10 protein-coding genes are annotated in these 14,172 nt (G+C 61.9%); 5 read left to right on the top strand and 5 right to left on the bottom strand.

Annotation, left to right across the window (positions count from 1 at the left end):
• Positions 1–18 precede the first annotated feature (18 nt).
• The 3 genes from tssE to tssB are packed head-to-tail and all read right to left on the bottom strand — an operon-like array spanning position 19 to position 2,503.
• Entirely contained in the window at positions 19–447 is a 429-nt protein-coding gene (gene tssE, locus HV786_RS00245) for a type VI secretion system baseplate subunit TssE (RefSeq protein ID WP_128829840.1), read from the bottom strand.
• 14 nt (positions 448–461) lie between these two features.
• Positions 462–1,946 carry a type VI secretion system contractile sheath large subunit gene (gene tssC / locus HV786_RS00250; protein WP_128829841.1) on the bottom strand — a complete coding sequence of 495 codons (1,485 nt, stop codon included), beginning with the start codon at positions 1,944–1,946 and terminating at the stop codon, positions 462–464.
• Between the two features lie 50 nt (positions 1,947–1,996).
• Positions 1,997–2,503: a type VI secretion system contractile sheath small subunit gene (tssB, locus tag HV786_RS00255; protein WP_128829842.1), complete on the bottom strand. Its 507-nt coding sequence runs from the start codon at positions 2,501–2,503 to the stop codon at positions 1,997–1,999.
• A 474-nt stretch (positions 2,504–2,977) separates the two neighbouring features.
• On the opposite strand from tssB, the gene tssH reads away from it, so the two are divergent.
• The 5 genes from tssH to tssM are packed head-to-tail and all read left to right on the top strand — an operon-like array spanning position 2,978 to position 12,986.
• Complete coding sequence (gene tssH, locus HV786_RS00260) at positions 2,978–5,554, top strand: type VI secretion system ATPase TssH (protein WP_175209671.1); 2,577 nt, start codon at positions 2,978–2,980, stop codon at positions 5,552–5,554.
• Positions 5,554–7,116, top strand: a complete 1,563-nt coding sequence (locus tag HV786_RS00265) for a sigma 54-interacting transcriptional regulator (RefSeq protein ID WP_175209673.1) — start codon at positions 5,554–5,556, stop codon at positions 7,114–7,116. The genes tssH and HV786_RS00265 overlap by 1 nt, the downstream gene beginning before the upstream one ends.
• Positions 7,113–7,793, top strand: coding sequence for a type VI secretion system-associated protein VasI (vasI, locus tag HV786_RS00270; protein WP_217284735.1), 681 nt, complete (start codon positions 7,113–7,115; stop codon positions 7,791–7,793). Before HV786_RS00265 ends, vasI begins: the two co-directional genes overlap by 4 nt.
• Positions 7,790–9,238, top strand: a complete 1,449-nt coding sequence (gene tssA / locus HV786_RS00275) for a type VI secretion system protein TssA (RefSeq protein ID WP_128829997.1) — start codon at positions 7,790–7,792, stop codon at positions 9,236–9,238. Before vasI ends, tssA begins: the two co-directional genes overlap by 4 nt.
• Positions 9,231–12,986 carry a type VI secretion system membrane subunit TssM gene (gene tssM / locus HV786_RS00280; protein WP_128829996.1) on the top strand — a complete coding sequence of 1,252 codons (3,756 nt, stop codon included), beginning with the start codon at positions 9,231–9,233 and terminating at the stop codon, positions 12,984–12,986. The genes tssA and tssM overlap by 8 nt, the downstream gene beginning before the upstream one ends.
• Positions 12,987–13,046: 60 nt before the next feature.
• Here the strand turns inward: tssM and HV786_RS00285 are convergent, their stop codons facing one another.
• Positions 13,047–13,304 (bottom strand): PAAR domain-containing protein, encoded by a 258-nt coding sequence (locus HV786_RS00285; protein ID WP_128829995.1) that lies wholly within the window; start codon positions 13,302–13,304, stop codon positions 13,047–13,049.
• Between the two features lie 110 nt (positions 13,305–13,414).
• Positions 13,415–13,933: an Hcp family type VI secretion system effector gene (locus HV786_RS00290; protein WP_063954754.1), complete on the bottom strand. Its 519-nt coding sequence runs from the start codon at positions 13,931–13,933 to the stop codon at positions 13,415–13,417.
• Positions 13,934–14,172 lie beyond the last annotated feature (239 nt).

Genomic DNA, 14,172 nt, shown 5'->3' on the forward strand with positions numbered 1-14,172 from the left:
GCCTCCTTTGGCTACTTGCTAAGTCACCCTGACCTGTCGGCCTTGATGGTGAAAGAGCAGGCTTATCTCGACCTGCTCTTCCGCATTGTTCAGCGGCACCCGGCAGATCAGCCGAAAGCCCAGATTCAATGACGGATCGGACCCCGCCAATGGCCTGACGTCGACGACTTGAGCGCGCGGCTCGTAGGCGGCCACTGCGGCGTGGATGTCAAGGCAGACCTGTTGGCGCAGGTCCACGGCGCCCGTCGCCGCGTCGTTCAGATCGCGCAATCCCAAGCCAGGGCTGCTCTGCGAGCTGCCCTGGCGGGAATTGAGGATCCATTCCAGTTGGCGCTTGATGGCGCGGATGCGCTCGGCCGCCATCTCCTGGCGGGTGCGGTTGCGCCGTGGCGGAAGGTCGGGATCAAGCCGTTCGAACAGGCTGCCGCGCCCAGGGGACCGAGGCATGGGTCAGCTCCCTGTCAATCCTTGTCCAAGCGGCCAACCAGCGACAGCTCGAAGCTGGCGCCCATGTACTTGAAGTGCGGACGCACCGAAAGCGCGACCTGGTACCAGCCAGGATTGCCGTCGACGTCCTGCACAACGACCCGAGCCGCCCGCAGCGGACGGCGGCTGCGGACGTCGCTGGTTGGGCTTTCCTGGTCCGCGACATACTGGCGCAGCCAGTTGTTGAGTTCGCGCTCCAGGTCCTGGCGTTCCTTCCAGCTGCCGATCTGTTCGCGCTGCAGCACTTTGATATAGTGCGCCAGGCGGTTGATGATGAACATGTAGGGAAGTTGCGTTCCCAGCATGTAGTTGGTCTGCGCGGCCTGGCCTTCGGGTGTCTTCTGGAACACCTTGGGCTTTTGCACGGAGTTCGCCGAAAAGAATGCGGCGTTATCGCTGTCTTTGCGCATGGTCAGCGGAATGAAACCTTCGCTTGAAAGTTCGAACTCCTTGCGATCCGAGACCAGGACTTCGGTGGGAATCTTGGCCTGCAATTGTCCCAACGATTCGTACAGGTGCACGGGCAGATCTTCTACTGCGCCACCGGATTGAGGACCGATGATGTTCGGGCACCAGCGGAACTTCGCGAAGCTGTCCGTCACGCGGCTGCCCATCAGAAACGCCGTGTTGCCCCACAGGTAGTTGCGGTGGTCGCCGTCGATGGCTTCCTCATACGCAAAGCTGCGCACCGGGTTTTCGAGCGGATCGTACGGCTGGCGCAGCAGGTACCGGGGCATGGTCAGGCCCAGATAGCGCGAGTCTTCGGATTCACGCAAGCTACGCCACTTGGCGAAGCGCGGGCCTTCAAAGATGTCCTTGACCTCTTTCAGGTTGGGCAGCTCTTCGAAGGATTCCAGATTGAGCATTTCGGGCCCGGCAGCGCCCAGGAAAGGCGCATGCGCCATGGCGCCTACGGAGGCGAGGTAGCCCAACAGCTTGATGTCCGGCGCGGAAGGGCCGAAGTTGTAGTTGCCGATCATGCATCCGACCGGCTGTCCGCCGAACTGGCCGTAGCCGGCCGTGTATACGTGCTTGTACAAACCGCTGCGGGTAATGTCGGCAGCGCTATCGAAGTCTTCGAGCAGTTCGTCTTTCGTGACTGGCACGAACACAACTTGGATATTTTCTCGGAAGTCCGTGCGCTGGACGAAGTCGAAGAGGGCTCGCCAGATGGATTCGAGCTGTTGGAATTCGGGCTGATGCAGAATGGCATCCATCTGCTTGCTGAGCTTGCGATCAATGGCGGCAAGCATCTGGTCGACCAGATGCTTGTTGATCGGCTGTTCGCGAGACTCGGACTTGAGCATTTCGGACACGAAGGCTGCGACTCCGCGCTCGGCGACTGCATAACCTTCCTGGCTGGGCTCGATACGGGTCTGGGCCATGATCTGGGCCAGCAATCCGCCAGGGGGCAGGCTGTCGGCGTGTTCCTGGAACTCGGCAGTTTTGGCTTTGGTCATCGGTGCGTCCTTGAGAACCTATCAGAGTGGGTTTGAGACGGAGCCCGGCATCACGCCTGAGGCGTCGCCAGGAGTTGGTCGAGTTCCTGCGCCAGTTTTCCGCGCGCGCTGTCGTCACCCAGCAGGGTCTGGATCTGCTTGCGGAACGCGGGGATGTTGCCCATGGGTCCCTTGAGCGCAACGAGCGCTTCGCGCAGTTCCAGCAGGCTCTTCAACTCGGGAACCTGGCGGGCGATGGCGTCGGGACTGAAGTCCTTGATGCTCTGGAATTGGAGGTTGACGCTGAGGGTGTCGTTCTCGCTGCCTTCTTCGAGCGTGGCCGGGACGTCCACTTTCAAGTTCAGACCGGCTTCGGCCATGACTTCGTTGAAGGTGTCTTTATTGATTTGAATGGCGGGGCGGTCTTCCAGCGGCGTTTCGTCGCCGTGGCCCCTGAAGTCGCCGAGCACCATCACTTTCAGTGGCAGTTCTATTTCCTGCTGCTCATCGCCCGTCGCGGGGATGTAGCGGATGTTGATCCGCTCTTTCGGTGCAACTGAACCAACTTTCGACGCCATGGGTAACTCCTTTCAAATATTCGAGCCGTTTATTCGTCCGCTCCGGAAGGCATGGAAGTCCGCGTTGGTAGACGCCGGAATATCAGGTCTTCTGGCTGGGTGTCGCAAAACCCGGTGCCGCCAGCGACACACAGGATGAAGTCAAAAATGAGCTGTGCATTTTGCGGTGCGATCGGAAACGTTGGACATATAAAAAGTTCGAAAAATAAGAGGGATTAATCCGACTCTTATCAAAAATATGATTTGTGATAAGAAATAAAGGACGTTCGCCGAATATTCGAATTAGTCCGATTGATAGTTCCGACTGGCCGTGTTTTCTTAATGCGCTTGTCTTTTACAGACTTGGCGCGTGAACAATAAATGCAGGGTTCGGCATTCAAAGTGAATGCCCTGGATGGCAGCCATATTCCATGCGTCTGCATGCCCCGCAAAACCAAATGGTGAAAACTCCCATGGCCACGAGGAAATTCCGGCATGATCTCCATTGATCTGGCTGCTTTGCTTGACAGGTTGCACGCCGTCGGGCGGCACGCACTTGAGGAAGCCGGCAGTCTGTGCATTCGACAGCACGGGGCAGAGGTCACGGTTGCCCATTTGCTGTACAAGTTTCTGGATCAACCGAAGTGCGACGTTCGCTGCGTTCTGGCGAACACGGACGTCGACCTGGATGCGCTGCGCGAGGCGCTTGCCAGCACATTTCCCAAACCCGATAGCGGGCACGGCCACGCCTACCCTTCGTTCTCGCCATTGCTGCTGGAGTTGATGCACGACGCCTGGCTGCTGAGCTCACTGGAATTGGCACAAGCCGAAATCCGCACCGGAGCGCTCCTTCTGGCGGCATTGCTCAGCCCTGCTCGTTACCTGCCTTATCCGTCGATGCGGCTGTTCGAGGGTATTAATCGGGAGACACTGCGCAAGCGTTTCACCGTATTGCTGGCCGACTCTTCGGAAGCGCCCCAGCAAGCGGATTCGACACCTAATAAATCGGCGCCGGCTGGAGCTGACAGTGCGTTGAGCAAGTACGGACACGATTTCACCGCCCAGGCGCGTGCGGGCAACATCGATCCCGTGCTGTGCCGGGATGCCGAAATCGACCTGATGATCGACATCCTGTCGCGCCGGCGCAAAAACAATCCAATCGTGGTCGGCGAAGCGGGGGTCGGAAAGAGCGCCGTTGTAGAAGGGCTGGCCCAACGGATCGTCGAGCAGCGTGTGCCCGCACCGCTGCGCGACGTGACGTTGTGGGGACTGGATCTGGGCGCCCTGCAAGCGGGGGCCTCGGTCAAAGGCGAGTTCGAAAGACGCCTGAAGGCGGTCATCGACGAGGTCAAGAACGCGGCGCGGCCGATCATCCTGTTCATCGACGAGGCTCACACGCTGATCGGAGCCGGCAATGCAGCTGGCGGCAGCGATGCGGCGAACTTGTTGAAACCCGCACTGGCGCGCGGCGAACTGCGCACGATCGCCGCCACGACCTGGTCCGAATACAAGAAGTACTTCGAGAAGGATCCGGCGCTGACGCGGCGGTTTCAATTGGTGCAGCTGGCTGCGCCCAGCGTGGAGCAGGCCATACACATTCTGCGCGGCCTGCGTGGCGTCTATGAAGACGCCCATCAGGTAACCATTTCCGACGATGCCCTGAAGGCTGCCGCTGTCCTGTCTTCACGGTATCTCTCGGGCCGCGAATTGCCGGACAAGGCCATCGATGTCCTGGATACGGCTTGCGCCCGGGTCGCGACCGCGTTGGCCGAGCCGCCGCGACGTATCGCCAGGTTGGAAAACGAGCTGAGGCAGGTGGATGCCGAGGCCGACCTGCTGTGGCGCGATGCGCGTGCCGGACGAAAGCCCGACACCGGCAGGCTGGCGGCGCTGGACGTGACGCGGCAACAGATTCGCGATTCCATCGAGCAGTTGCAGGCCGCCTGGCGCGAGCAAAAGGTGTTGATCGACCAGATCGTCGCGCTCCGTGCGGGTGACTCGCAGGAAGACACCGTATCGCGCCTGGAAGCGATGGTCGAACAACTGGCCGCGCTGCAGCGCGACAAAGCGCTGCTGCATGCGGATGTCGGCCCCGAGCAGATTGCACAGGTCATCGCGGACTGGACAGGCATTCCAGCCGCCACCATCAATAGCGATCAGTTCCAGCGGCTGCAAAAGTTGCCCGACACGCTGCGTGAGCGTGTCAAGGGGCAGAACGCCTCCCTGGACGTCTTGCACCGGCGTCTGATGACGGCAATGGCGGATCTGCGGCGGCCCGGAACGCCGATGGGGGCCTTTCTGCTGGTCGGTCCGAGCGGGGTGGGGAAAACAGAGACAGCTTTGGCCCTCGCAGACGCGCTCTTTGGTGGCGAACAGTTTGTGACCACCATCAATATGTCTGAGTATCAGGAGAAGCACACCGTATCCCGCTTGTTGGGCGCTCCGCCCGGGTACGTCGGTTATGGAGAAGGCGGCGTATTGACCGAGGCCATCCGTAAGCGGCCTTACTCTGTGGTCCTGCTGGACGAAGTTGAAAAGGCGCACCCCGAGGTGCTCAATATCTTCTACCAGGCTTTCGACAAAGGCGAGCTTGCCGATGGCGAGGGCCGGCGCATCGACTGTCAAAACGTGCTGTTCTTCCTTACCTCGAACTTGGGGTTCGATCACGACGGCGGTTCGCTTTCCGATGTCGGAAGCGATGCGTTGCGGGCACACCTCACGAAATTCTTCAAACCCGCGTTGCTGGCGCGCATGCAGGTGGTCAAGTATTCGTATCTGGACGAGGAAACCCTTGGCGAGATCGTCGAGAGCCGCCTGGAGCGTCTTGAAAGCCAGTTCAACGACCGCTATCAGGCGCAACTGACGATAGACGCCGCCGCGCGGGATGAATTGCGGGCGCGATGCCTTCGTCACCAGAACGGCGCGCGGTTGCTGGATGCCAGCATCGATGGCGACATGTTGCCGCCGCTGTCGCTGGCTGTATTGAAACATCTTGCAGGCGGGCAGCGTTTCCGGCAGGCCACGGTCAGCTGGGACGGCGCTGTTTTTCACGCAGACCTGGAGTCAGCGTAATGTCCTTGAGTGCCCAAGGCGCCGCCGCGCTCGCACGGACATTGGTGCAGGCCAGTGGCGTTGCGTCGCTGGCCGACCGGTTCTTCTCAGGCGTTTGCTCCACGCCAGGCATACGTTACGGGGTTTGCTATTGGCCGGAGACGGCGGGAGACAGTATCCGGCCAATTGCCAGCCATGGCGTGGCGCTCGATATGCTGCCGGCCTATCCCTTGCAGGACCTGGACAATCCCATCGTTTACTGTCTGACGACCGGTCATACGCGTCATGTCGCGCGCGTTGATAGCTTGTGTGGCGTCGAAGGCGGGTACGAGGAGCTTCGCGAAAAGCTGGCGGCCGCTGATGCGTGGCTGTTCGTGCCGCTTCTGGACGCGCGCCGCAAGGCCGATGCCGTGCTGCTTCTGGCCGGCGCGGCGCCCGCACTGCACGCATGGACTGCAGACCCGGCATGGCAAGAGTTGTGCAGGTTGTTTGACGCGGTGCTGACTGGCCTGCGCGATCGCTTGGGCTTGGACGAGCGGGTGCAGACCCGTCAGGGCATGCTGGCGCAGCAGTCAGAGACGCGAGGACGCCGCCGCCTACTGTCTGCCGGCTTCATCGGCGCCGGGCCCGCCGCACGGCGACTGCGCGAAGACATGCTGCGTTTCGCCGACTCTTCCTTGTCGCTGCTTGTCACAGGCGAGACGGGCGCCGGCAAGGACCACGCTGCATGGCTGATACATCAAGCCTCCGCGCGCAAGGGAAAGTTTGTGCCGGTCAATTGCGCGGCCATTCCCAAGGATCTCATCGAGGCCGAACTATTTGGCGCTGTCCGCGGCGCCTACACCGGCGCGACTCAGGCTCGGACAGGCCTGGTCGCCGAAGCCGATGGAGGCACGCTGTTTCTGGACGAAATCGGCGATATGCCCTTAAGTCTGCAGGGGACTCTGCTGCGCCTGCTCAATGAAAAAAAATACCGGCCAGTGGGCGCGACACGAGAGCTTCCTTCCGATTTTCGGCTGATCTGCGCAACCCATCGCGCCTTGGCGGATCTGGTGCGGGATGGCCAGTTCCGCGAAGACCTGTACTTCCGCATTCGCCAGCTGACGCTGCACATTCCCCCCTTACGCGAGCGCCTCGAAGACATCCCGGCGCTGGTGGCCAACATTCTGCTTGAGCACAACCGGTCCTTTCCCGGGCGGGTTGCCGGAATTTCCGACAACGCGATGGCGCAGCTCCAGCGCCATCGTTTCCCGGGCAACGTAAGGGAGCTGCGCAGTTTGGTGCTGGCAGCGGCAGAGCGCACACCTGCGGGCAAGCGTATCCAGACCAACCGGCTGGTTGAGCTGACGCGCGGCGTGGACGCGCCGGAGAACGATGAGACGGGAGACGCCATCCTGCAGCGTTTATGGCACACCGACAACCTTCCCGAAGCGCTGGCCGCGTTCGAGCGCTTGTTATTGGAAGACCGTCTACGCCAGGCCGCAGGGTCGCGCCGTGTGGCCGCGCAGAGTTTGGGCATTCCCAAACGCACCTTGGCGCGCAAGTGCCTGGATCTGAATCTGACTGGAGAGGAAGCAATATGAAGCGATTTCGGGCGTTGCTGCTTGCTGCCACGGTGCTGGCGGGCTGCGCTGCGGCATCGGGCGCGATGGCGTCGGGCCGTGACTGCAAGACCATCGTGTCGGCGATCGAGCGGCTTGCCTGTTTCGACGCGCAAGCGGGTACCCCCCCTGCGGCCGCTGCGGGCACCGAATCACCCGTGATCGCGCTGCCCGAGTTGGTACGCGTGCCGGACATCGTGGCGCTGGTGCAGCGCAACGAGTCACGCCGCAAGGCAGATCAGTTCGGCATGTTGCTGTTGCGCTTGGACGATGCGATACCCGGCCAGCACAAGGTCGTGATCTCCGCGCCTGCCCGGGAGGCAAGCGCGCCGCCGCCACTGCTGGCGATAAGTTGCCTGCAAAACATCTCGCGCCTGCAACTCATCACGGCGCAACCCCTCGAGGTAAGCCGCGTGCACATCCGCCTGCTGCTTGATGGCAGGCAAATAACAGCGAGCCGGCCCTGGCTGGTCGTGGACGATGGCACGGTGACCGACGCCGGCCGCGGGCTGGTCGCCATAGAGCAGCTTCGCTATCTGACGCGGCCGGCTCAGCTGGTGCAATTAAAGAGCGACCACGCCATGTTTGACGGGCTCACGTTCGATGCGGCAGCGCTCCATGAATTGATGGCGCAACAACGCGAGGCTTGTCATTGGTGAGCACATTTCCCCCGCTGGATCTCGACAGCATTCTTTCGCCCATATCGCCCGATCGGCCGGCCGGAGATTTCGACGAGGAAGACAACGCCTTCCAGGGCATCGAAACCGAAATGATGAAGCTCGGTGGATTGCAAGAGGCGTCCATCGATTGGGGCTATGTGGATTGCGCTTCGCGTCAGTACCTGCAATCGCAGTGCAAGCATTTGCGCGTTGCTGCGCAATTGTCAACCGCCCGCATGCGCGCAGGCGGTTGGCGCGGCTGGGCCGAGGCGGCCGGCGTATTGGCCGGCATAAGCTGTCAGTACTGGACCGAAAGCCACCCAAAACCTGGCGCTGCTGGCTTGCTGGCCAAGCGGCGCCTGATGTCCCAGCAGCTTGAGCGTCTGGCCGAGGCGCTGACCAGGTTGGACGGCGCCGGATACGCTGACGAATACTACAAAGCCGCTCAGCAGGCGTTGGACAAGCTGCAGGGCTGCGCGAGCGAAACGAAGCTGGACATGCCGGCGCTAACGCGACTGGAAGCGCAGCTAAGGTTGAAGTCCGAAGCGACTCGCGCGCCTGAACTCGCCGAGGCGCACCACGAACTTTCATCGCAGACGTCTGGAATCACCGAGGCGTTCTTCACGCCTGTCGCGGTGGGATCAGGCAACGAGCGCGAAACGCGGCGCTCGCTGCTGGCCATCGCCGACCTCATCAACCACCAGGATGCCTATGACCCCACGGGTTATCTGCTGCGCCGCTTTGCCCTTTGGGCGCACCTGAGCATTGCGCCGTCGACCCGCAAGGATACGCTTCGGACCGAGCTGATGGCCGTTCCCGCCGAGACCGCTGAGGCCTATTGGGATGCGCTGAGAGCGAATGCGGTCGATCCGGCCCTGCTTCAACGGGTCGAGAAAAGCATCACCTCGTCACCGTATTGGCTGCGCGGCAGCTATCTGGCGGCCGGCATCGCACGGCGACTGGAAATGCAGAACGTCGCCGAAGCCATACGGCAGGCCACTGAGCGCTTTGTCGCAAAACTGCCAGCGCTTGTGAAATTGCAGTTCGCCGATGGCCGGGCCTTCGTCGATGGCGAGACGCAGGCCTGGATCAGCGGCGCTGATGACGCTAGCACCAAGCTAGGCGCGGGACATGAGTATCCCGTGCTGCGTGACGAGTTGCGCGAGGCGCTGGAAGCGACGGGCGTGGAATCGATGCTCAGGCGTCTGGACACTCTTCAGAAGGCATCTGCCGATCCGCGGCATGGTTGCCATGTCATCGCGATCGCCGCCGAATTGCTCGGCGCCCGCGGTCTGGCGTGGCTGGCAGATGGGCTTTACGCGCGGGCACATCAGATCATGCAAGGCGCGACCGCAGCGCAGTGGGAGCCGAGTTTGTTCAGCCTGCTGGAGCGGCATCTGCACACCGAAATCGAATGCAAGAAAATGGAGCAACCTCATGTTTAAGATTGGGTCGAAGGTGAAACGTTATGGCCAGCCCATACTGAGGTGGACAAAGCAGGGTTTGCCCTTGGCGTTGCTGATGATGCTGGTGATTGCCCTGGCAGCTATTTGGTGGCTGGGCCCCCTGTGGACGGTGGACGAATACCAACCTCTGGCCAGTGTCGCCGCCCGCGTAATGGCGACGCTTGTGGTGCTGGTGCTGCCGTTGCTGGTGTGGGCTATTGGGCTGCGCAGGCGGAACGTGGCGTTGGAAGCAGAACGGGCCCAAGCGCAGCAGCAAGAAGACGATCCCTGCTTGCGGCACGTGCAAGCCCAGGAACGCGATCTGGATAAGAGTCTCGGCCTGCTCCAGGCCAACCTGAAAGGCCGCAACGCGCTCTATCAATTGCCCTGGTATCTCGTGCTGGGGCAGGAGAACGCCGGAAAGACCAGTTTCATCAACCGGTCCAGCCAGACTTTCTCGCTGACCGGCGAGGTCAAGGCGGGCAGCCAACGGCTGGAGGCAGACGCCGACAGGATCTATCGGATCGACTGGTGGATAGGCGATCATGCTGTGCTGATCGATCCGCCTGGCGAACTGATTAGCCAGCCTCAGATTCCGGGACACCTGGGACAGGCTGCCGCTTCCGAGGACAATGAACAATCGCCACCCGGAGCCGTTGCCGAACGCCCGCGCTTGCCCGAGGACCTGCATCCCCGCCTGTGGGAAAGTTTCGTAGGCTGGTTGGGGCGAAGTCGCAGCCGCCGGCCGCTCAACGGCGTCGTGCTGATTGTCAGCCTGGTGACCTTGCTCAATCAGCAGCCCAGCGACCGCAAGGCGCTGGCTTCGTTGTTGCGGGCCCGGCTGGCCGAACTCACGCGTCAACTTGGTACCCGGCCTCCTTTGTATGTCGTGTTGAGCAAATTCGACCTGCTCGAAGGCTTCGAACCGCTGTTTTCCCGGCTAACCAAGTCCGTGCGCGAGGACATCTTCGGCTTTACGTTTACGCTCGACTCCGTTCAGCGTTACGACGCCTGGCGCGACGAACTCGGCGCGCAATACGATGAGTTCCTCAAGCGCCTCAATGAGCAGGTCTTCGATGCGTTGGCGGATGTGCGCGAACTGAGCCGGCGCGAAGCCCTCTATTCGCTGGCCCGGCAGCTGACCGGCATGCGGGCGCTCTTGATGGAGTTTCTGACCGATGTGTTGGGCAGCGACCGATATCTCACGCCGGCATTGCCGCGCGGCGTGTTTCTGTCGTCGGTCTTCCAGCAAGGCGTGCTGACCAACGCCTTTTTGTCATCTTCGTCGCAAAACTACGATATCCGTGAGCCGGTTCCGACCGCGCACCCCAGCGGCCGCGCCATGGTGTACTTCGCCCAGCAACTGTTCCAGCGTGTCGTCTACCCCGAAGCCGGTCTTGCCGGCGATAACCCGCGCGTGCGGGCGGAAAAAAGGCGGGCGTTGGCATTGCGCTTCTGTGCGGCGTCGCTGGGAAGCGCAGTCCTTATCGGTGGCTGGTATCACTACTACGGCGTGAACCGGGACAAGGCGATGAGCGTGCTGGAACGCAGCCGCGCTTTCAGCGCCCACGCCATCGACGGCAAGCTGGATACGACTGGCCGCAATCTGCTTCAACCGCTGGACCAGATTAGCAGCGCGGTGGCGGTGTATGGCGATCACCGCGAGGCGTGGCCATTTGTGGCAGACATGGGCCTTTATCAGGGATGGAAGATTGGGCCCAAAGTGGATCAGGCCTATCTCACGCTGCTGTCTCAACGATTTCTGCCGGCGCTCGCCGATGGCGTGATGGAGCATCTTGACGGGACGGTGGTGGACAGCGATGCGCAGCTCGAAGCGTTGCGGGTGTACCGCATGATCGAAGACCGCCCCAACCGCCGGCCGCCGGTCGTGGAGCGTTGGATGGGGCATCAATGGGCCCAGGCTTTTCCCGGCGAAGACAAGGTGCAGCGCGCGTTGATGCGACACCTGGATTACGCGATGAAGTATGCCGATACCGAGTTGCCTCAGTTTCATGAGCGCGTGTCGGTCGTGCAGCGCGACCTGCGGCAGATCCCGCTGCCGCAGCGCGTTTACATGACCATGCGCCGTCAAGCGGGTGACACCCTGAGGTCGCCGCTCGACCTGCGCAACGAGATCGGACCGGCCTTTGACGTCGTCTATCAGCCCACGGGCTTGGACAAGGAAGGGGCGCCGGAGCATGTGTCCGACGGCCGCATCGACGCGCTGTTGACGGCCAAGGGATTCCACGGCTACTTTGCGCCGCACAGCCAGGATCTGACCGAGCTGGCGATGATCGATCAATGGGCGTTGGGGGAGCGGCGCAACATCGATTATTCGCGGGCCGACAAGCGCGCGCTGGCCGAACGAATCCAGGCCATCTATGGCCGCGACTACATCGACACGTGGCAACGCAACCTGAATCAGCTTGAGGTGCGCGACTTTCACGACCTGGCCGAGGCGGTCAATGTCCTGGGCACGGTGACCAGCCCTGCGGCACCGTTGCGCCGGCTGGTGGAAACGGTGCGCGACAACAGTGAGTTTGGCGATACACCGGCAGCGGGCGTTTCCGCGCTCGCAAGCAAGGGCGCCACGCCTGCGCAAGTTGCGGGCGTGACGGACAGGGCGGCCGCCGACAAGGATGCGCAGGAAGCCGGGCCGATTCTCGGCATCTCTCGCGCGTTTGCACCCATGAGCCAACTGCTGCAGGCCAAGGGGGATCGGGCGTCCTATCTGGACGAGACCTTGGTGGCAATTTCAAGCGTGCAGGACAAGGTGCGCACGGTGCACGACAGCCCCGATCGCGGCAAGTCGGCGCTTGGTGTGGTGCTGGAGCGTTTCGGGCTGAAGGGGCCCGATCCCATCAGCAATCTGCAACGCATTGCGGCCGGCCTGCCGGAGCCCTTGAACCGCCAGGTGGGCAAGCTGGCCAATGAGTCCTCGCGGGTCATTCTGGTAGAAGCATTGCGAGAACTGGAGCGCCGCTGGGATATCGATGTGTATCGGTTCTACCGCGAGCGTCTCGCGAACCGCTATCCGTTCAATCCGACCAGCCGTGAGGAAGTGGCACTGGACGACTTTACGGCGTTTTTCGGTCCGCAGGGGCGCCTGCAGCAGTTCCGCGAAAAGTATCTGAACCTGTTCATCGAGGACAATCTGGAGGCGCTGTATTCCGAGAGCCTGGGCGGTTATCTGGTGCGAGCGGACGTGTTGACTCAGCTTGAGGCCGCGGAAAGGATCCGAGACGCCTTCTTCAACAGCCGCGGGTCGTTGGGCGTGCAGTTCCACGTCGAGCCGCTGGGCATGGCGCCAAGCAAACGCAGCAGCTCGCTGAGCGTGGAAGGCCAGTTGGTCAGCTACAACCACGGTCCTACCACCAGCACGGCACTGATCTGGCCGAACACGCTGGCGTCCAGCAATGAGAGCCGCATGACGTTGGTGCACGCGGGGGGGAGCAGCAGCGCGCTGAGTTATCGCGGTCCATGGTCGCTTTACCGCCTGCTCAGCCAAGCTCGGCTCAACGGCGCCACCAGCACTAGCGTGGACATCAGCTTCGCCGCCCCGGACGGCGGCATGCGTTACCGCATCAGTACCGAGAAGGCCAATAATCCGTTCACCCAGCCGCTGTTCAAGGGCTTTGCCTTGCCGCAGACGCTTCTAGAGGATGGGGTTCAGGGGCACGCCTCGGGCGCGGCGACGCCGGCGCAACGTGCGCGGCAGGTGCCATTGGCGCGGAGCGCGCAACGGTGAAATCTGCGGTGAGGAGGCAGGGCGCTGACAGAGCGCTCCTGCCATCTGAAAGGATGTGGGTTACTCCACCAGCCAGCCGGCTTCGCCCTCTACGAGTGTGCCGCCATGGCTGGTCCGGTCGCCTTGGCGTGCAGCTGGTTGTCCTTCGATGATCGTGCCGGGCGAGCCTGTTTGAATGATGGCGCCGCAGCTGATGCGGTCGCCGATGCGCGCCACGGCGCGTCCATCGACCATGGCTTCGCTTGCGCCGGTGACGACCGTGCCGTTGCCATGGACGGGGCAGTTGTGCCGGTGTCCAACAAGAACAATGGGTCTCACGCTGGGATTCCTGAAATGAGATGGCTTGAGGTGCGGGAGAGGGACTCGGCATCCCGGGGCTTACCGCACGACCGGCGCGCGATGCGCCGGCCATGCTCAGAAGCCCGGGATCAGGCTTCTTGCGGCTTGCGCCAGTCGTCCGAGGCCTCAGTGCCGGCGATGGCGTGGGTCCAGGTGATCTTGCGATAGGCCATGGCGACCTTGACCAGCTGGGTGTACTCGGCCTTGCTCGGGTCTTGCGCGTGCGGTAGCGCCGTGTTGATGTTGACGATGGTGGCGTCTTCGAGCTTGGTGGTGAAGAAGTGCTCCTGCTTGCCTTCGGTCGAGGTGCGATACCACTTCACCTCGACTTCCGGCAGCATTTCGCCTGAGGCCAGGGCCTGATACATCAACGGGGTGGCCTTGTTCAGGGGCGCCGTGAACACGAAGGGCTTGTGGACGCGCTGACCCGACGGCTGGCCGCTTTGCGGGTCGGTCGGCGTGGCGATCAGGTGTTCGATTTCCTGGACCAGGATCTGATCTTCATGACCTTCCTGGTAGACGTTGCCCACGGAGTCGGCAGTGAACGCGCCTTGGGTGATGTTGCCCTGGGTCTTGCCCTGGATGCTGATATAGGCGGGAGTCGGCATTTGCTGGTTTCCTGTGAAGGTTGCGAAAGGGCCTGATCGGCCCTTGTGCCATCGGCGATGGCTCAACCTTCAACGCAAAGTCCGTGCCAGTTAGGGCTTCCACGCATGTTTATGCTTTGTTTTCAAGTGCTTATCTGCATTTGCGTGCGTCGCCACTTCGTCGTGGATTGCCAAAAATAACGGAAAGTGTTTTTCTCGCCCGCAATGTCGAGCCATGTGTGGCTCGGTTTTATTAAGTC

This window comes from Achromobacter mucicolens (assembly GCF_902859725.1).
Classification (GTDB): domain Bacteria; phylum Pseudomonadota; class Gammaproteobacteria; order Burkholderiales; family Burkholderiaceae_B; genus Achromobacter; species Achromobacter mucicolens.

Bases quoted from the DNA above. Each gene is read 5' to 3' on its own strand.
- tssC (WP_128829841.1), bottom strand. From the start codon at position 1,946: ATGACCAAAGCCAAAACTGCCGAGTTCCAGGAACACGCCGACAGCCTG.
- tssM (WP_128829996.1), top strand. From the start codon at position 9,231: ATGTTTAAGATTGGGTCGAAGGTGAAACGTTATGGCCAGCCCATACTG.
- tssH (WP_175209671.1), top strand. From the start codon at position 2,978: ATGATCTCCATTGATCTGGCTGCTTTGCTTGACAGGTTGCACGCCGTC.
- HV786_RS00290 (WP_063954754.1), bottom strand. From the start codon at position 13,933: ATGCCGACTCCCGCCTATATCAGCATCCAGGGCAAGACCCAGGGCAAC.
- tssE (WP_128829840.1), bottom strand. From the start codon at position 447: ATGCCTCGGTCCCCTGGGCGCGGCAGCCTGTTCGAACGGCTTGATCCC.
- HV786_RS00265 (WP_175209673.1), top strand. From the start codon at position 5,554: ATGTCCTTGAGTGCCCAAGGCGCCGCCGCGCTCGCACGGACATTGGTG.
- vasI (WP_217284735.1), top strand. From the start codon at position 7,113: ATGAAGCGATTTCGGGCGTTGCTGCTTGCTGCCACGGTGCTGGCGGGC.
- tssB (WP_128829842.1), bottom strand. From the start codon at position 2,503: ATGGCGTCGAAAGTTGGTTCAGTTGCACCGAAAGAGCGGATCAACATC.